This is a genomic window from Micromonospora antibiotica, assembly GCF_017599305.1.
Taxonomy (GTDB): domain Bacteria; phylum Actinomycetota; class Actinomycetes; order Mycobacteriales; family Micromonosporaceae; genus Micromonospora; species Micromonospora antibiotica.
Genome location: NZ_JAGFWR010000005.1, coordinates 313,208 through 330,360, shown reverse-complemented (window position 1 = coordinate 330,360; position 17,153 = coordinate 313,208). Strand labels below are relative to the sequence as shown.

Genomic DNA, 17,153 nt, shown 5'->3' with positions numbered 1-17,153 from the left:
GGTCAGCGCTCCGGGTCGGTGTGGGCGTCGAGCCAGCGTTCGACCTCGCTGCGTCGGTAGCGCAGGGTGTTGCCGACGCGGATGGCGCGTGGTCCTTTGCCTCGGCTGTGCCAGGCGTAGAGGGTGTTCTTCGGCTTGCCCAGCCAGGTCGCGACGTCATCGATGGTCAGGAGGGGGTCGGGTCGCCACTCGGCGGCCGGGGTGTTCACTGCGGACTCGTCGTGGTGGGTGAGCCGGGCAGGGGGTGTGGCCTGGGGGGATCGTCGGACCACCGGCGGTCGGTAGGGGCGCGTCGTACGTCCCCTGGCGTGGGATGCAGATGGGGCGGGCACGGATCTGGTGTCCTTTCATCGTTCCGGCCGGGGTGGGGCCGGGGATCGATGGCGCTGCCGCCGGGATTGGCGTTTCCCAGGGGCACCGCCTGTGCACGTCGATCCACGCGTTGCTGGGTGAAGTCATCAAGCTGGTTAGCGTGCGCCGTGGTGCCGACTGGCCAGCTCCCGGCGTCGTGTGGGGCGGAGTTCAGTGGGGCGCGGAGGACTGCCACGTCTTCGTGTTGGACGAGCCACTGCGGGTCGCCGGTGACGATGGCGTCGCGGATGTTCTTCTGCTGAAAGAACGATGCGCGGGGGATGATCCGGCCATCGCGGACGCCGCAGATGAGGGCGATGCACTCCTCGACCAGTTCGAGGCCGGCGTTGATTCCGGCGGCGACCACCATCCCGGGGATGTCGATGAGTTCGCCATGGCGGCGGTAGGGGCGGGCGGTGACGATGACGTGTCCGCCGGGCCGCAGGAGTTGGCGGCAGCCGGCGAGGATCGCGGTGAACCCGTCGGCGAGTTGGCCGGGGGTGCGGTAGGCGAGATTGTCGCTGCTGCCGTACCTGTGGTTGATTTTGCGGACCTGTCCGCGTCTTGGGCCTGGTGTGCGGACGTGGCCGTGGGTGGACGGCCCGTAGGGCGGTGAGGTGATCACCAGGGACACCCGTCCATGCAGGCTGGCCGGCAGCAGGGCCGGTAGGGCGGTGGAGTCTCCGTGGTAGATCTCGCCCCGACCCGGTGCGCCGCCTTGGAGGGCGTGGCGGATGTTGTCGGCTGCCTTGGCGACCCACTCGGCTTCGTACTCGACACCGACGCCGTGGCGGTCGAGGTGCATGGCTTCGATGACGGTGGTGCCGATGCCGGCCATGGGGTCGAGGACCAGGTCGCCGGGGTTGGTGTAGGTGCGGATGGCGTACCGGGCGATGGTGGGCAGCATCTTGCCGGGGTGGGTCAGTGACTCGGGGGTGTATCGGCCGCGTCGTAGGTCGCGGGACGGGTGCTGGCCGGTGAGCCAGACCGTGCCGAGGTAGCCCTCGGCGAGTAGGGCCGCCAGATCGGGCCCGTCAGGGTACGGCGGTTTGGAGTTGTGCAGCCCGGTGGCCCGTTGCGACGGGTAGGGCTCAGGCATGGGCGTTCTCCTCACCGGTGGCGGTGGTCCCGAACACGACCAGATCCCGAAACGTCGGAAGGTGCCGACCGGCGAGCAGCCGCCGTCGGCCGTCGCCTTCGTCGGGGCGTTCCGGGTCGGTGCGCGGTTCGTGCTCGGGTAGCGGGACGAGGACGGCGGGGAAGTGCTGGTGGTAGAAGAGGCCGGCGGCGCGTGCGGCGGCGATGACCGTCGCGCGGTAGCTGAACCCGCCGGGTGGGGGTGGCGTGGTGGTGAGTCCGGCGATCAGGAACCCGCCGGGGCGCAGCAGTGGCCGCCAGGTGCTCATCGCTGTGGTCGGGTCGTCGGGGGAGGGCCCCTCGGTCGTCCGGGGTAGCACCGCCAGGATCAGGTCGACACCCCGATCGGCCGGGTGAGGAACGCCAGAGTTCGGACCTGCGGAAGGTGAAGGCCACATGGGCAGACCGCAGGGGTCGGTGAGTAGTTGGGCTGGTATCCGGTGCAGGTAGGTGGTCGCGGCCAGGGCGGCGGGGTGCGCGTCGAGGTCGAGGACTACATCTCCGGCGTCGGTGTACCGGCGGATGAGGTAGGCGAGATGGTTCGGGGATAGTCCGTGCCAGTCCGGCACTTCCGGGCTGTGCGTTCGCCCTTTGCGGGTGTGGGGGAGGAGCAACCCGACCGGTACCGGCTGCTGCCGGTCACCGGGAGCGGTGGAACTGGGCTTCGGCATGGCGTGTGGGCCACGTCCGCCGACGAGCGCTGACACCAAGGGATTACAAATCCGGACCTCGGATTGGAAACCAGGCTCTCCGTCGGCGTACGGGTCCAGATGCACAAGCAGGTACGGCCGAAGCGCCCAGGGGTCGACGTTCCAGAAGAAGCGACGACCTTGTCGAGCACCTTCCACGCCGCACGGCGGGCCGTCCTGCCGACCACAATCCGTCACTGCTGGGTGGTCGCGCTCGCGCCGGATCGCGGAATTACAGTAAACGTACGCGGCTGGGATGAGTCGTGCGGCGCCAGCGATGCGGCCTGTGGCCTTGTACGCCAGCCTGCCGATTACCCGCTGCGCTTCACTAGTGTAGTTGGCGCGGCGTTCGTATCAGGAAGCGTGCGTGTGTCTGCGGCGATGGCCTCCACGCTGATGAACATTTCATCCTCGCCAAGCCCCTGTTCGGGGTATGCGTAAAGCGTCACGCCGTTCTGGTCCTTGTCGCTGCACGGCTCGACGCCCACGCCTTTCGCATCTCCTGCGGCTAGAGGGACGTCGCGGGCTGTCGCACGGTCGGTGACACGGCAGCGCACACTGTGACGGACCACGCCGTCGGCGCTGATCATTCGAAGCAGCAGATCTGTCTCGGGCGCCTCTCCGGAGCTGGTGATGGAGACGTCGACGAACAGGAGGCTCTTAGTATAGATCGCGCAGTAACCGTAGACCTGTCGTTCTGGCTGGTAAGGCTGCTCGGTTTGACAGGTCGGTTTGTGAACGGAGCCGTCCTGAGTTGTCAGGTGTGCCCATCGTTCAACCAGTATCGCGGCTTCCTCGGAACGCTTGGCGTCGAGGCGACCAAATTGCGCCAGCACGGAGGCGTTTCTTCTGAGGCACGGTTCGTCGCGGCCGAGGCCTGCGTTGAGGTTATCGTACCCGTCGCCTGACTGAGCTACCCATGCTGCCCGGCCCACTTTGAGCGGATGATCCGCGTCATCCAGCTTGAGTGAAACGTTAGCAACGTAGAGCCGCGCGTCCCAGGACTCGATGCCCTGTTCGCGTGGGCCGATCGTCAGCGTGAAGCGCTCAGACCGGTGTGGTTCCACCTCGAATCGCATACCATGCCGCACCGTAAAGGGGCGTGCTGGCGGATCCTGTGGCAGGGCCACGTCGTAGTTCGCTTCGACCTGGAGCGGGCCGCCGGTCTGGGCGCAATCCTCCAAGTGCTCTGCGAACACTACCTCCACCGCCGCTTCCACGATGACAGCGGAAGCGCTTCCATTGTTCTTGACGGTGATGTCGATCGGCGTGGCCGATACCTCGAGTGCGCCACGATCGGTGCGCTTCACGGGCCCGTCACCCATGCTCCCGACCTCGAAGCTGGTACCATCGACGGCGGCCGGCGAAGCCACACTATATTCAACGAGGCGCACGTCTGCGGTGGCCGCCCATGGCTTCACGTAAAGGACCGCAATCACGATGGCGATCATCGCAACTACCGCGAAGATCATGACCTTAGGGTTTAGCACGAGGCTAATGAACGGCCAACTGTTGTGCTGGACGTTGCCCGAGGCCTGGTTTACCTGTACACCTTGTGAATAAGAGATGTTGACCGGTCCTGGCGGCGCACTGCTTGCACTAGAGTCTGGTGTCGAGGGTGGCGGTCCAACTGGGAGAAGATAAGGTGCTCCGAGTGCGGTGATAGCGACCAGTACGCTGATGGCGCTGGCCAACTTGTCTGCCCTGTCCAGTCCGACCAGCGAAAAGTACGCGGCGAGCGCAGCAACCGCAACGAATGCGACCGCACGGCCGATCCGCACTTTCTTAGCCGTTCGTCGCAGCACGGAATGCTCCTCATGACTCGCTATCGGCGAGGGCATGGTATCGGCATGCCCGCAGATTTGCGCCGATTGTCACCTGACGCCTTCCCGACAGTTGGTGGACGCGCACCACATATGCCCGATATGCATGAATCTTCAGCTCCGCCGTCGCGCGGGCGTGATGTTCGACCTCTGAGTGTTGGGTAACGTCGCCCACTTCGGTCACCGCCGCCGTCGGAGGGGCGGCCATCGGATGTTGGCCGAACTCGGTGAAGGTATGTCATCCGGCGCCACCCGCCTGCACAAGATTCTCGATGGATTGAACAAGATCATCTTGCTTCGATGCCGTTGGACCCCCGCTTACCATCCCGGCCTTGAACAGAATCGTCATGGGCACGGTAGGAGGTCTAGCCGCCTTCCTCCGCGATGCCATGGCTGGGTCATGGCCGCCGGGTGTTCAAGGGGCGCAGCCTTTTCGTAGGTGTGGCTGGCACTGTGGCCCGTGAACGGCCTGGCCGCGCATTGCGCACCGTGGAGCGCGATGTCCTCGGTTCATGCCGCAGTGCGTTGACGAGTGACGGCGAGGTTCGGGGTTGAACACGCGTCGAGACGCCTAGAACAAGATCAGCAGTGTTCATGATCTGTGCAAAGGCCCTGGTGGCGTGGTGGCACAGCGCCGATCGGCACTCCCGCCGAGCGGCACATGGTCACCACGAGGGAGCACCATCATGGACCGTCGTATGCCCGCCACCGGCTCGGCTGCCGGGCGCCGTGGCGAGACGCTGCTCAACGACATCGAGTACCGGTTCCGGCTGATGGGGCAGGGGCCGAGTCCGCTGTCGGTCGATGGCCGCAGCCTCGGCCTGGGCCTGCCCCGCCGGACCATCGCCCTGCCGGAGCTGTCGGCGATCCTGATGCACCCGTCCTGCGGCTACGCCGCCCGAGACGCCGTGTGGCGGCTGCTGGTGCAGCACGCCCGTAGCGGAGACCCGTCGTGGCGTGTCGGTGCGGTGGGCGTCGCGTTGCCGGGCCTGCGGTTCAAGGCGTACCTGCTGGCCAAGCTGTTCACCGGTGATGTGCAGGCCGCCATCGTCGAGCACTTCCTTCGCGTGCTCGGCACGGTCGACCTGGACAGGCCGGGCGTGGTCGGGAACCTGCTGTCCGCGGCGTTCTCCAAGGCCCGCGCCGAGCTGCGAGGTCTGGAGCCGGCCTCGTCCGGGACGCTGAGCCATGCCCCGGGTGCGGTGTCGTCGCCGGCCGTGTACGGGCATCCGGATGTCGTTCTGGCTCGCGCGGTTGCCGCCGGGGTGATCAGCGCCGACGATGCCGAGCTGATTGGTGCGACGTACCTGGAGGACGTCAGCCTCACCGCCTACGCCGAACGTACCGGCGAGCCCCGCTGGAACCTCTACAAGCGGCGGTCTGCCGCCGTCGCCCGGCTCAGGGCCGCGATCGAATCCGGCGCGTTGTCTGACCCGTACGCCGAGGTGATCACCGAGGCCACGTCGACGGTCACGCTCGACCCGCCGACGGCCCGTAAGCGCCCGTAAGTACCCGCCCTGAGCTGCGGATTTCCAATCCGAGGCTCGGATGTGTAATCCCCTGGTGCGGGACTCTTCCGCGTAGGTGACCTTGTTTCCGACCGGACCGCTGACGGCGCTGACACCCGCACGGTCCCATGCCCACCCGTCGCTTCCTGTGAGGAGGACGGCCGCGCCGGTCGGCACCACAGGTCACCGATGAGCGCACCGCCCGGTGTCCCGCGTCTTCGCCAAGCCCACTCGCGCCTACGCCCCGATGAGGGCTGCTCAGGCGTGCGCTCCGGAGGTGCCCAGCCATGAGGAATGTCCCTTCCCTGCGCCCCGAGGCGGCGATCCGCCGCCTCGGGGCCGGCCCACACGGCCGCTCGATCGCCCAGCGCCCCCGGACGGTGGGTGCGCTGATGCTGTGCGGGGCCGCCGCGGTGACGGTGGCTCTGATCTTCACTCCCCACGCGGCGTACGCGGCGGAGCCCGGTCCGGTGCTGGCCGTCGAGTCGATTCAGCAGGTCGCCAACAACATTCGTGTCTGGCTCGTCGGGATCCTGGTCTCCGTCGCCAGCCTGTTCCTCACCGTCGGTGGTCTGCGGTACCTGGCCGCGAATGGTGATCCCGGCGAGATCGAGAAGGCGAAGTTGGCGATGCGGTCCGCCGCGATCGGTTACGGCCTTGCGTTGTTGGCACCGCTGTTCGTGACCATCGTCGGTAGGTGGGTGGCCTGATGGCTACCGTCACCGATCCCCTACGCCGAACGAGGCATCCGGCGGTGGTGCTGCTGCTCGGTGTGGTGCTCCTCGCCGGCTTGGCCGTTGCTGGGGCCGGGCCGGCACACGCCGAGCCGACCCCACCTCCGGCGATGCCTGCCGCACCACCGACGACTGATGTGCCTGATCCCGGCGTCCGCCCGCCGGGAGCGGCACCGGCTCCGTCCGTGACGCCGGCGCCCACGCCCGGCCCGGCTCTCGGGCGGCCGTCGTACGACGACGATCCGGCGTGGTACGACATCGGAGGCCAGGTCCGTACCGCTGTGGTGGACCTGGTGGTGTGGGCGGCGGAGCAGGCCCTCCAGCCGGTGCTGGAGGCGCTGGGCAACTCGTGGCTGTCTACCCCGGATCTCACCGCCAACGAGCACGTCAAGGCGTTCTGGACGACCAGCCTCATCGCCGCCAACGGTGTCTTCGTCTTGTTCGTCGTGGCCAACGGGTTTCTGGTCACGACCCGGGAGACGCTGCAGACCCGGCATGGCCTCAAGCAGGTCCTGCCCCGCATCGCCGTCGGCGCGGTGCTGGCCAACAGCAGCATGATTATCGGCCAGAAGGCCATCGAGGCGACCAATGCGCTGACCGTGGCCCTCGCGGGCAACAGCGTCGACGGCCCGGCTGCCGCGACCGCGATCCGGCAGATCACCGACGACGCGCTACGGGGCCAGGGGTTCCTGATGGTGCTGCTGGTCATCGCGGTGGTCGTGATGTGCCTCCTGCTGGAGTTCACGTTCGTGCTCAGGCTGGCCGCGTTGGTCATCCTGCTCGGGATCGCCCCGGCCGCGCTGATCTGCCACGCCAGCCCGCTGACAGAAGGCCTGGCTCAGCTGTGGTGGCGCGCATTCCTGGCCTGCCTGGGTCTGCAGCTCGCCCAGGCCGTCGTCGTGATGGCCACCGTCAAGGTGTTCCTCACCCCCGCCGGCCCGACCGTGCTGGGCGTCCCCTCCACCGGCAACGGGCTCCTCGGTGTCGTGGTCTGCCTGACCATGTTGTGGCTGCTGATCAAGCTGCCGGGCTGGACGCGGCAGTTCGTTCTCGGTCCGCTCGGACAGAGCAACGGCCGAGGGCTGCTCGGGCAGATCGTCCGCGCCTTCGTGATGACCAAGACGTTGGGTGCGGCGGCCGGCATCCTGGGACGGACGGCACCATCGTCACCGGCCGCCGGACGGACGCCTCCTCGTCCGCTCGGGAGCCGTCCATCACCCGGTGGCTCTCGTCCGCCCCGTCCGCCGCGCCCATCCCGTTCGAGGCCGACTCCCCGTCCGCCGTCCCCAGCAGGGCCGGCCGCCTTCAGCCATGCCCCGGTCCCGCACACGCCGCTGCCCGCACCTGCTGGGACGAACGCCGCCCCCACCTTCAGCCACCCGGCGGACCCGTCGACCCCGATGGCCGCGCCGTCCGGCGTTGTCCCGCCGGTGCGGTTCTCCCACCCGGCATCGCCCCAGTCGAGTCCGCCGTCCCCGGCCCTCCCACCGGCCCGAGTCGCGTTCAGCGACGCCACGGCCACCACCGCGCGGACAGCAGCCGACAGGCCGGCACCGGTGGTGACGTTCTCGTCAGCACCCACGCCGCAGACTGCGCCGCGCCGGCCACCTGGCCCCGTCACACCGGTGTTCTCCGCCGACCCGGCGGCCACCAGCCCACGAGCCTCGACCCCTCGGACACGGCCCACGGCGGCGCGACGCGTCACCCCAAGCGGCTCGGCCGCCGCCAGTCCGGCCGCCCCGTCCACCGCCCGGCGAGCCTCGTCCGCCGGCCCGCGCCGACGCCGTCCACCAGCCCCGTCCGCAACACCGTCCCCGGACGGGCGCGACACAGCGGTCCCCACCCCGTCACGACCGTCCCCGGCGGGCGGTGCGACAGCGGCGGGTACGGGTGCCGTCCGCAGCGAGTCGTCCCCGCCGCCGGCCCGTCCGTCCGCCCCGGCGCGACGTCGGTCCTCGCCCCCGAGGAGTGATCAGTGATGAGTCGCCGCGACGAGGAGGCGCCGATGCGGGCTCGGGTGCCCGCAGACATCGACCGGCCGGACCGGATCGCGTTCGGCCTGTCCGGACGGCAGCTGGTGATCCTGGCGGTCACGGGCCTGCTGCTCTACGGGGTGTGGACGGCGGCGGCCACCGTGGTGCATCCGCTGGTGTTCCTCGCCGGGGCGGTGCCTGTCGCCGCTGCGGCGTTCCTCCTCGCGGTCGGCCGCCGTGACGGCCTCAGCCTCGATGCCTGGGTCCTCGCCGCGCTGCGGCACCGCCACGGCCCACGTCGCCTCGTGCCGACAGACCGGCCGATCATCCCCACCCCGGCATGGGTGACCACCACACGCGGCCCAGGGGACCGGATACCGCTGCCCGCGCCGCTGCGCCTACCCGCGAGAGGCGTTACCGGCGACGGGTTGATCGATCTCGGGGCGGACGGCACCACCGGCCTGGTGGCCGCGTCGACGGTGGCGTTCGGGCTGCGTACCCCCGCCGAGCAGAACGGTCTGGTGGCCGGGTTCGCCCGGTGGCTGCACAGCCTCGACAGCCCGGTGCAGATCGGTGTCCGGGCGCAGCGGGTCGACCTGACCTACCTCGCCGACCGGTTCCTCACCGCTGCCCCGGGGCTGCCGCATCCCGCGTTGGAGGAGGCCGCCTGCGCGCACGTGGCGTTCCTCGCCGACCTGGCCGGGCAGCGGGAGTTGCTGCACCGGCAGATCACCGTGGCGGTGCGCAGCCGGCGAGGCGCGCACTACGCCGCGCACCAGGCGGCCGAGACGGTCCGCGCGTTGGGCGGCTGCGAGGTCCCCGCCCGCGTGCTCGATGGTCGGGCCACCGTGGCGCGGCTCGCGGCCAGCCTCGACCCCACCGCCCCGACCCACATCCCCTACGCCCCATCTGACGGAGGTGACGACCGGTGAGCCTGTTCTCCGCGCTGCTGCCGGCGCGGCGGCGTGCCACGCCCACGTCGGCCACGGTCCTGCCCGGCTCGCCGGACGCCGTCGATGTCGACGGACGCCACGTGCGGGTGGGGGACGGCTACCTGGCGACCCTCGCCGTCGTCGGCTACCCGGCCGAGGTCGGCCCCGGCTGGGCTGAGCCGTTGTTGTCCTATCCAGGCCTGGTCGACGTCACCTTCCACATCGAGCCCGTCCCGCCGGTGGTGGCCTCCGAGCGGCTGCGTAAGCAGCGGGGCCGGTTCGAGTCCTCCCGCCGCCAGGATGCCGCCAAGGGGCGACTCGACGATCCCGAACTCGATGCCGCCGCAGCTGACGCCGCCGAGTTGGCTACCCGGGTCGCCCGAGGTGAGGCCCGCCTGTTCCGTCTCGGCCTGTACCTGACCGTCCACGGCACCAGCCCGGACGATCTCGCCGACCGGGTGTCGGAGGTGCGGTCCCTCGCCTCGTCGCTGCTGCTACACACCGCGCCGGTCACGTGGCGGCAGTTGCAGGGCTGGATCAGCGGCCTCCCCCTCGCGTATGACGCGCTGGAGATGAAGCGGGTCTTCGACACCGATGCCCTCGCCGCAGCGTTTCCGTTCACCAGCCCCGACCTGCCCGACACCGCAGGGGACACCGGCATGGGGGTGCTGTTCGGGTTGAACCTGCACTCGGCCGGGGTGGTCGTGTGGGACCGGTGGGCGCAGTCCAACTACAACGCCGTAATCCTGGCCCGCTCCGGGGAAGGCAAGTCGTACCTGGCCAAGCTCGACCTGCTGCGCAATCTGTGCCTCGGGGTGGAGGCGTTCGTCATCGACCCTGAGGATGAGTACCTGCGGCTGGCTGATGCGGTCGGCGGGACGGTCGTCCGCCTCGGCGCGGCTGGCGTGACCATCAACCCTTTGGACCTGCCGGCCGGTGACGACGATGCCCTGCACGATCGGGCACGGTTCCTGCAGACCCTTGTCGCGGTCATGGCCAGCGGCGACACCGCTGTCGACGCGCCGTTGCCCGGCGACGAGGCCCGCTCCCTCGACGTGGCGGTGCTGGCCGCTTACCGGGCCAAGGGCATCACTACCGATCCGCAGACCTGGAGACGTCCCGCACCGCTGCTGCGGGAGGTGATGGCAGCCCTGGGCGACACCGATGAGGCGGGCCGGCGGGTCGCCGCCCGCCTGCACCCGTACGTGGTGGGCAGCATGAAGGGCCTGTTCGACGGGCCGACCACCACCGCCCCCGAGGGTTACCTGGTGGTGTTCGCCCTCAAGGACCTGCCCGAGCAGCTACACCCGGTCGGCACGCTGCTGACCCTGGACACGATCTGGCGCACCGTACGGGGGGCCACCTCTCGTGGCGGTCGCCCGGACGTGCTGCGGATGGTGCTGGTCGACGAGGCGTGGAAGCTGTTGTCCGGCGGCCGTGGCGGCCGTTTCCTGCAGACCCTGGCCAAGTCCGCCCGCAAGTACGGCACCGGCCTGACCGTCGTCACCCAGGACGCCGCCGACGTGCTCGCCACCACCACCGGCCGGGCTGTCGTCTCCAACGCCGCCACGCAGATCCTGCTGCGGCAGGCACCGCAGGCCATCGACGCCGTGACCGAGGCGTTCGGGCTCACCGACGGTGAACGGGCGTTCCTGCTGTCCTGCCAACGGGGGGATGCGCTCCTGTCGGCCGGGTCGGCGCGGGTGGCGTTCCACAGCCACGCCTCGGCCACCGAACACGAGCTGATCCTCACAGGCCCGGTCGCCGGCCCCCGCCCGTCGTCGACCTGCAGGTGAGCCCTTCTCGCACGGAGGTGTCCATGATGTCCGCCGTCGTTCTGCGTGTGTCGGTGCCGGCTCCTCCCGGTGGGTGCGTGCCCGGCCGTGAGGGGGTGCCCGGGTCGTTCGTCGGTGAGCTGTGGTGTGGCTCCTGGGGCACCGATGCCGCCGACACCGGATGGCACCTGGCGCGGGAACGGTGGCCGCTGCTCCTCGCCGCCCTGACCATGCTCGCCGCCGTGCGGGTGGGATGGGCGGTGTGCCGGCGGCAGGTCTGGCGTCGGCATGCCGCGCGGGCGCGGTGGTTGGAGATCACCCCGCCGGTGACCGCGACTCCGGCCGCGACGGTCGGCCTGTGGCGACTGCTCGCCACCGTGTTACCCGCCCCGCGCCGGTGGGCGTGGCGGCCAGCCCGGATCGTGTGGGAGGTTGCCGCTGACCCGGACGGGCTGCGCTGCGGGCTGTGGCTCCCGCCGGGGGTCAACCCCACCGCGGTGGTGCGGCTGCTGCACCGAGGCTGGCCCGGCGTCCGCGCCGCCCAATGCGCGCCTCCGGCGGTGCCGACGGTGGGTGCGGTGGCCGCGGTCGCGGTGCGGCCCACCCGACCGGAGTGGCTGCCGCTGGTCGAGGACACCACCCCGGCGTCCCGGCGGGGGATGGACGTCGCCGCCCCGGAGGACGATCGGCTGCGCGCCGTCTACGGCGGGTTGGTTTCCGCCGGGCGCACCGGCGGCGCGCTGCTGCAGGTCCACCTCGGTCGGGCACCGGCCCACCGGATGCGGCAGCTCCGCCGGGCGATGACCCACCCGCACCGTGCCCGCCACCCCCGAGGCGTCGTCCGCGCCGTCCTCCAGGCGACGCTCGACCTGATCACTCCTGGTCCCGGCATCCGTCGGCACCCCACCGGTCGGCTGGACCCGTACGCGGCGGAGTTGGCGCGGCAGGCGCGGGTGAAGTTCACTGACGCGCCGCATCTGCTGGTGGCCGTGCAGACGGTTGCGGTCGGCCCGACCCGGGCTGCCGCGTCGGCTGCTGCTGCCGATGTCAGTTCCGGCTTCGGGCTGCTGTCGCCCCACTTCACGCGCCGTCGGCTCCGGCGCGGCACCCGTGCCGTTGTCGACCGGTGGGTGCCGGCGTCCCGGATGAGCCTGGCCGGCGTCGGCGACGCCGCCGCGCTCGCCGGACTGCCCGCCGAACCCACCGCCTACGGCCTGCCCGGCGCGGCATCCCGCCGCCGGGCCGCCACCCGCGAGGTCTTCCGCACCACCGGCCACGCCACGGCCAGCCCCGACACCACACCGTCGGAGACGACCGCCGCCGACGCACCCACCGTCTGGAGCAGCCCATGACCACGACTCGTAAGGAGGGCACCCCGCCCGATTCCCGCCGGCTGCATCTGGTGCCGCGCGAGCAGCGGCACGGCCTGGGCGGCAAGGTCATCGGTGTCGCCAACGCCGGGCCCGCGATGCGGGTCGGGATCTCTCTGACCGACTGCCGCTACCACGTGCACGCCCTCGGCCCGACCGGCACCGGCAAGACGACCCTGCTGATGCGGATGATCCTCGACGATGTCGACGCCGGGCGCGGCGTGGCCGCGTTCGACCCGGCCAAGGGTGACCTGATCCGTGACCTGCTTGCCCGGCTACCCGCGTCGTGTGGTGACCGCCTGGTGCTCATCGACCCCGACGAACGGGCTGCGCCACCGGCGATCAACCTGCTCGACCCGAGCGTGCACGGCGGTAGCGCCCATGACGTGGCCGCGAACCTGACGGCGGTGATGGCGAAGGTGTGGTCGCGGTGGTGGGGGCACCGCACCGCCGACATCTGCTACCACGGCCTGCTCACCCTCGCCCACTTCGACGACGCCACTCTCGCCCACCTACCCAGGCTGCTCTCGGACGCCTCGTGGCGGACCGACCGGGTAAACGCGGTCGTCAGCAGGTTGAACGCGTGGGAGGGCAACACCCTCGGCGAGTTCTGGGAAGGGTTCAACGACCTGCCCGCCGCACAACGCTCCGGTCTCGTGGCCCCGCTGCTGTCCCGGCTGCGGCTGGTGATGGCGCACCCGATGGCGAACAGCCTGTTCGGCGTACCGGCGACCACGTTCTCCTTCGCCGACATCCTCGACGGTGGTGTCCTGCTGGCCCGGCTACCCAAGGGCATCCTCGGTGAGGACGGCACCCGACTGGTCGGCTCCCTTCTCCTTGCCGGGCTGTGGCAGGCCACCACCGCCCGCGCCCGCATACCCGAAGACGACCGCCCGGACGCCATGATCGTGCTCGACGAGTGCCACAACTTCCTGCACCTGCCCATCGGCATCGATGACGCCCTCGCCGAGGCCCGCGGCCTGCACACCTCGTTCGTCCTGGCCCACCAGTACCTCGGGCAGCTGTCGGCGGACATGGTGGCCGCGATCGACGCCAACGCCCGCAACAAGGTGTACTTCGCCCTGGCCCCCCGCGACGCCATCGACCAGGCCCGCCACCTGCGCCCGTACCTCGACGACGGCGACCTGATCCGCCTCGGCGGCTACGAGGTCGTCCTGCGACCGGTCGCCGGCGGCCGGGTCCTTCCACCGGTCACCGTCGACACCGAGCCGCCACCACCGGCGCAACCCGGCCGCGCGCACGCGTTACGCCGTGCCGCCCGCGACCACACCGGCCTCACCGTCGCCGAGCGGCGGCGCCTGCTCGGCGAAGCCGCCACCTCCTGCGCCCGCGTCGAGCCACCCGGGCCCGCCGACCCCGCCGTCACCGACCTGGTCGGCCACAACACGTTCGTCGACCCCGAGTGGTCTAACGAGACCTCCAACGAGCGATCAAACGAGCATTCCAACGACCGTGACCAGCCGGGTGAACACGCCCCCATGAACACGTCGTACGGGCACGTCGACGGCGGTGAGGAGGACTGGTGGACCGGAACCGACTGATAAGAGATATCCCTCCCACCCGCACGTCAGCCACCGGCAGCTCCCGCCTGACGGCGTCCGTCGTGGCCGCCGAACTCGGCCGGCTCACCCCCCGAGACCGGCTCCTGCTCGACCTGCTCGACCAGCACCGAACCTTCACCACCGACCAACTCGTCGACCTCGCGTTCGGCTCCGTCGGCCGAGCCCGCAACCGCCTCAACACCCTCCACGATCGAGACATCCTCGACCGGTTCCGCCACTACCAGCGGCCCGGCTCACAAGCGTGGAGGTGGACCCTCGGCCCGGTCGGCGCGGCCCTGCTCGCCGCCGGACGAGGCGCACTGCTGCCCCGTCCCGCCGCTGTACGCGACGCCACCGCCCGACTCGCCATGTCCCCGACCCTGGCGCACCTGCTCACGGTGAACGGGTTCTTCGTCGCGCTCACCGCCCACGCCCGCGCATACCCCGGCGCGCGGTTGGTGCGGTGGTGGAACGAGGCACGTTGCCGGGAGGCGTGCGGCAACCTGGTACGCCCGGACGGACACGGCGTGTGGGCCGACAACGGGCGGGCGGTGCCGTTCTGGGCCGAGGTCGACCTCGGCACAGAGACCCTGAGCCGGGTCGTGGGCAAGCTGGGCCGCTACGCCGCACTGCCGCCCCGCCGCGCGTATCCGGTGCTGTTCTGGCTGCCAACCGCCGCCCGCGAGGCCAACCTGCACGACCACCTGCGCCGGGTCGGGCTACCTGACGGGGTGACCGTCGCCACCGCCACCGCCACCGCCGACCCCCGGGGCCCGGCGGGGCCGGTCTGGCGGGTGGTGGGTCACCGGGACCGGGTGAGCCTGGCCGAACTGCCCGCACCGATCACCGACGGTGTGCCGTGGGACGGGTAGCCGTGGCGATCGCGGTGGGACTTGCCGGGGCATTGCTGCTGGTCGCCGCCGCTACCGCCGGAGTCGTCTCGTCAGCGTTCGGCGGCGGGGGTGGGGGTGGTTGCGTCGGGGCGGTGCACCCGGACGCGGACGCCGCACACGAGACGCGGGCGACAACAGCCGGTACGCCGTCGCGTGTCTGCGCGGAGGTGTCCGTCGGCGGGTGGACCCGCCCGGTGGTGGGGGAGGCGGGCTCCGGCTTCCGCACCGGTGACCGGCCCGGCCACGACGGGGTCGACATCATGGCGGCGAGAGGGACGGTTGTCCGGGCAGCGTCGGGCGGGGTCGTCGTGCGGGTGCGCTGCAACGTCGGCGGTGACTCGTGGGAACCCACCGGCGGGCCGATGCCGTGCGACAGCGACGGATACCCCGGCCTCGGTGGGTGCGGCTGGTACGCGGAGATCCGCCATCCGGGCGACGTGGTGACGCGCTACTGCCACCTGATCCGACAGCCGACCGTGACGGTAGGCGAGCCGGTGACGGCGGGACAGCCTATCGGCCACGTCGGCAGCTCCGGAAACTCCTCCGGCCCTCACCTGCATTACGAGGCCCACGAGGGTTATCCCGCCACCGAGGACAACGCTGTTGACCCCATTCCGTTTATGCGACGCAAAGGGGTGTCCCTGTAAATCGGTGAAGTGATTTTCCGCACCATGCGAAAGTGGCCACGACGGCCGCCGTCCGCCGCGCATCCCGGCCACGGGTACGGGGAGTGTTGTCGACAGTGGGGAGGTTGCCGCCCCGCCCTGCCGACGTGTCGCCACCGTCCCTGTGCAGCGGTAGGGGGCGGCGCGGCAGGGGGCAAGGCGGCGATGTGGGGGCCGTCAAATGGCATTGCGGGACACGGCGACGGATTCCCGAATGGAGCGCGACGCGAACCATTTAAAGAGTCTTGGTGGGCGGGGTTGACAACTATCGGGCGTCGAGCGTCCATGGACGTGGGCAACGAAAACCGCCCCAGCGAAACCGCAGAAACGATGCGCGCCGCGCATGCGGAATCGCTATTGCCGACCCCTTTTTGTGGAGGTGTTCTGCCATGACCGCAAACATCAATCTCACCCCCGGCACCAACGAGGCCCGGTCCGCCGTCGCCGAGGAGTTGCGTCGCCTTCCGGGCGTCACCGCCCGCAAGTTGGCCGGACAGGGGAACCTGCCGCTGTCGGTGGTGACCGAGGCGCTCGCGGCCATGGAGGCCGCTGGTACCGCCGCCCGCACCTCCGACCCGGCCAAGGGCAATCGTAAGAGCGCTGACGTCTGGCACCTCACCCCCGACGCCTCGGCGGCCGACGATATGTCGCCGGACACCGCACCCGAGCAGGACGCCCCGGACACGACGCCGGATGCCGCCACCGAGCCCGCCGCCCTCACCGACGACGCTGCGGCGGCCGGTGACGCGACGTCCGACCCGGCCGACCCGCCGTCGCCTACCGGTGACGTCCCGGCGGCTGACGCGGTGACCACGCCCGACGCGGCTGTCGCCGCCGACGCCCCGACCGACGCCGACGCGCCGACCCCCACGAGCGACGCCCCGACGGCTGAGACGACGTTGCCGGAGGCTCCGGTGTCCGGGGTGCCCGCCCCGGTGTCCGGCGTGCCCGTGTCCGGGGCACCGGTCGGGGCGCAGCCCGACCTCAAAGTGCTGATCATGGCGGGGGTGCTCGGTGGGCACCCGGACGGCATCACGGCCGACGCGGCGATCAATGAGAGCGGCCTGTCGGTGGCGATGGGTGACACGATCCTCGCCGCGATGGAGGTTGCCGGGGCCGCCCGTCGCCTGCCGGTCACCGAGGACGGTGACGAGCTGTGGGTGATCGGCGACGGTGACCTCGCCACGGTGGACCCGGCCAACGCCCCGACGCACTCCACTTGCCCGACGTGCGGGCACACCCGCAAGATTCGCCGCCCGTCCGCGCGGCGGGTGGCTGGCACCGGTCGTGGAACGGGCGAGGTCAACAGCGACGGGTCGGCCAAGTTGGGCAAGAACGAGTTGCGTAACCGGGTCGAGGCGTTCATGCGTGACCTCGGCCCCGGCCACGATGTCACCCCCGGCACCGTCGCCCGGGAGATCGGCGGACGTAGCCCCGGGGCGGTCCGCAACGGCATGGACAAGCTGACCGGGTTCGGGGTGCTGATCCTGACGCGGGAGGCCCCGGAAACCTACGCCCTCGCGGACAACCCGCCCGCCCCGACCGCCGAGGTTCGCGCGTTCATGGCCGCGCCCGAGACCGACACCACCCCGCCCGCCGGTGACGAGACCAGCGCCGACGAGGCCGGCACCGACGAGGCCGCCACCGCGCCGGTGGCGGCCTGACCTACCGCCCCGCCGGGGCCGGGCACCACGCCCGGCCCCGGCACCCGCACGCCCACCCACCAGCGTCACGGAAGGAA

Annotated in this window: 14 protein-coding genes; 10 read left to right on the top strand and 4 right to left on the bottom strand. The window is 70.8% G+C overall.

The annotated features are described in order from the left end of the window. Nucleotides 1–2 precede the first annotated feature (2 nt). From JQN83_RS13230 to JQN83_RS13215, 4 genes are all read right to left on the bottom strand, one after another. Nucleotides 3–209: a helix-turn-helix transcriptional regulator gene (locus JQN83_RS13230; RefSeq protein WP_208567406.1), complete on the bottom strand. Its 207-nt coding sequence runs from the start codon at nucleotides 207–209 to the stop codon at nucleotides 3–5. Then, nucleotides 206–1,450 carry a TRM11 family SAM-dependent methyltransferase gene (locus JQN83_RS13225; protein WP_208567405.1) on the bottom strand — a complete coding sequence of 415 codons (1,245 nt, stop codon included), beginning with the start codon at nucleotides 1,448–1,450 and terminating at the stop codon, nucleotides 206–208. Before JQN83_RS13225 ends, JQN83_RS13230 begins: the two co-directional genes overlap by 4 nt. Then, the gene (locus JQN83_RS13220) at nucleotides 1,443–2,159 is read right to left on the bottom strand and encodes a hypothetical protein (protein WP_208567404.1); all 717 of its coding nucleotides are present in this window, start codon (nucleotides 2,157–2,159) and stop codon (nucleotides 1,443–1,445) included. The genes JQN83_RS13225 and JQN83_RS13220 overlap by 8 nt, the downstream gene beginning before the upstream one ends. Before the next feature lie 329 nt (nucleotides 2,160–2,488). Next, the gene (locus JQN83_RS13215) at nucleotides 2,489–3,982 is read right to left on the bottom strand and encodes a hypothetical protein (RefSeq protein WP_208567403.1); all 1,494 of its coding nucleotides are present in this window, start codon (nucleotides 3,980–3,982) and stop codon (nucleotides 2,489–2,491) included. Between the two features lie 704 nt (nucleotides 3,983–4,686). On the opposite strand from JQN83_RS13215, the gene JQN83_RS13210 reads away from it, so the two are divergent. From JQN83_RS13210 to JQN83_RS13165, 10 genes are all read left to right on the top strand, one after another. Continuing rightward, the gene (locus JQN83_RS13210; RefSeq protein WP_208567402.1) at nucleotides 4,687–5,508 is read left to right on the top strand and encodes a hypothetical protein; all 822 of its coding nucleotides are present in this window, start codon (nucleotides 4,687–4,689) and stop codon (nucleotides 5,506–5,508) included. 287 nt (nucleotides 5,509–5,795) lie between these two features. Then, complete coding sequence (locus JQN83_RS13205; RefSeq protein ID WP_208567401.1) at nucleotides 5,796–6,218, top strand: pilin; 423 nt, start codon at nucleotides 5,796–5,798, stop codon at nucleotides 6,216–6,218. Between the two features lie 209 nt (nucleotides 6,219–6,427). Then, a complete protein-coding gene (locus JQN83_RS13200) occupies nucleotides 6,428–8,221 on the top strand; it encodes a hypothetical protein (protein WP_307799225.1) in 1,794 nt (597 codons plus the stop codon). Next, nucleotides 8,221–9,147, top strand: coding sequence for a PrgI family protein (locus JQN83_RS13195; protein WP_208567400.1), 927 nt, complete (start codon nucleotides 8,221–8,223; stop codon nucleotides 9,145–9,147). The genes JQN83_RS13200 and JQN83_RS13195 overlap by 1 nt, the downstream gene beginning before the upstream one ends. Beyond that, entirely contained in the window at nucleotides 9,144–10,943 is a 1,800-nt protein-coding gene (locus tag JQN83_RS13190) for a VirB4 family type IV secretion system protein (protein WP_208567399.1), read from the top strand. Before JQN83_RS13195 ends, JQN83_RS13190 begins: the two co-directional genes overlap by 4 nt. Nucleotides 10,944–11,020: 77 nt before the next feature. Continuing rightward, entirely contained in the window at nucleotides 11,021–12,274 is a 1,254-nt protein-coding gene (locus JQN83_RS13185) for a hypothetical protein (protein WP_208567398.1), read from the top strand. Then, entirely contained in the window at nucleotides 12,271–13,854 is a 1,584-nt protein-coding gene (locus JQN83_RS13180; RefSeq protein ID WP_208567397.1) for a type IV secretory system conjugative DNA transfer family protein, read from the top strand. The genes JQN83_RS13185 and JQN83_RS13180 overlap by 4 nt, the downstream gene beginning before the upstream one ends. Before the next feature lie 62 nt (nucleotides 13,855–13,916). Continuing rightward, the gene (locus tag JQN83_RS13175; RefSeq protein ID WP_208567396.1) at nucleotides 13,917–14,726 is read left to right on the top strand and encodes a replication-relaxation family protein; all 810 of its coding nucleotides are present in this window, start codon (nucleotides 13,917–13,919) and stop codon (nucleotides 14,724–14,726) included. 2 nt (nucleotides 14,727–14,728) lie between these two features. Further along, the gene (locus tag JQN83_RS13170) at nucleotides 14,729–15,394 is read left to right on the top strand and encodes a M23 family metallopeptidase (protein ID WP_372444022.1); all 666 of its coding nucleotides are present in this window, start codon (nucleotides 14,729–14,731) and stop codon (nucleotides 15,392–15,394) included. A gap of 407 nt (nucleotides 15,395–15,801) precedes the next feature. Continuing rightward, nucleotides 15,802–17,076, top strand: coding sequence for a hypothetical protein (locus tag JQN83_RS13165; RefSeq protein WP_208567394.1), 1,275 nt, complete (start codon nucleotides 15,802–15,804; stop codon nucleotides 17,074–17,076). Nucleotides 17,077–17,153 lie beyond the last annotated feature (77 nt).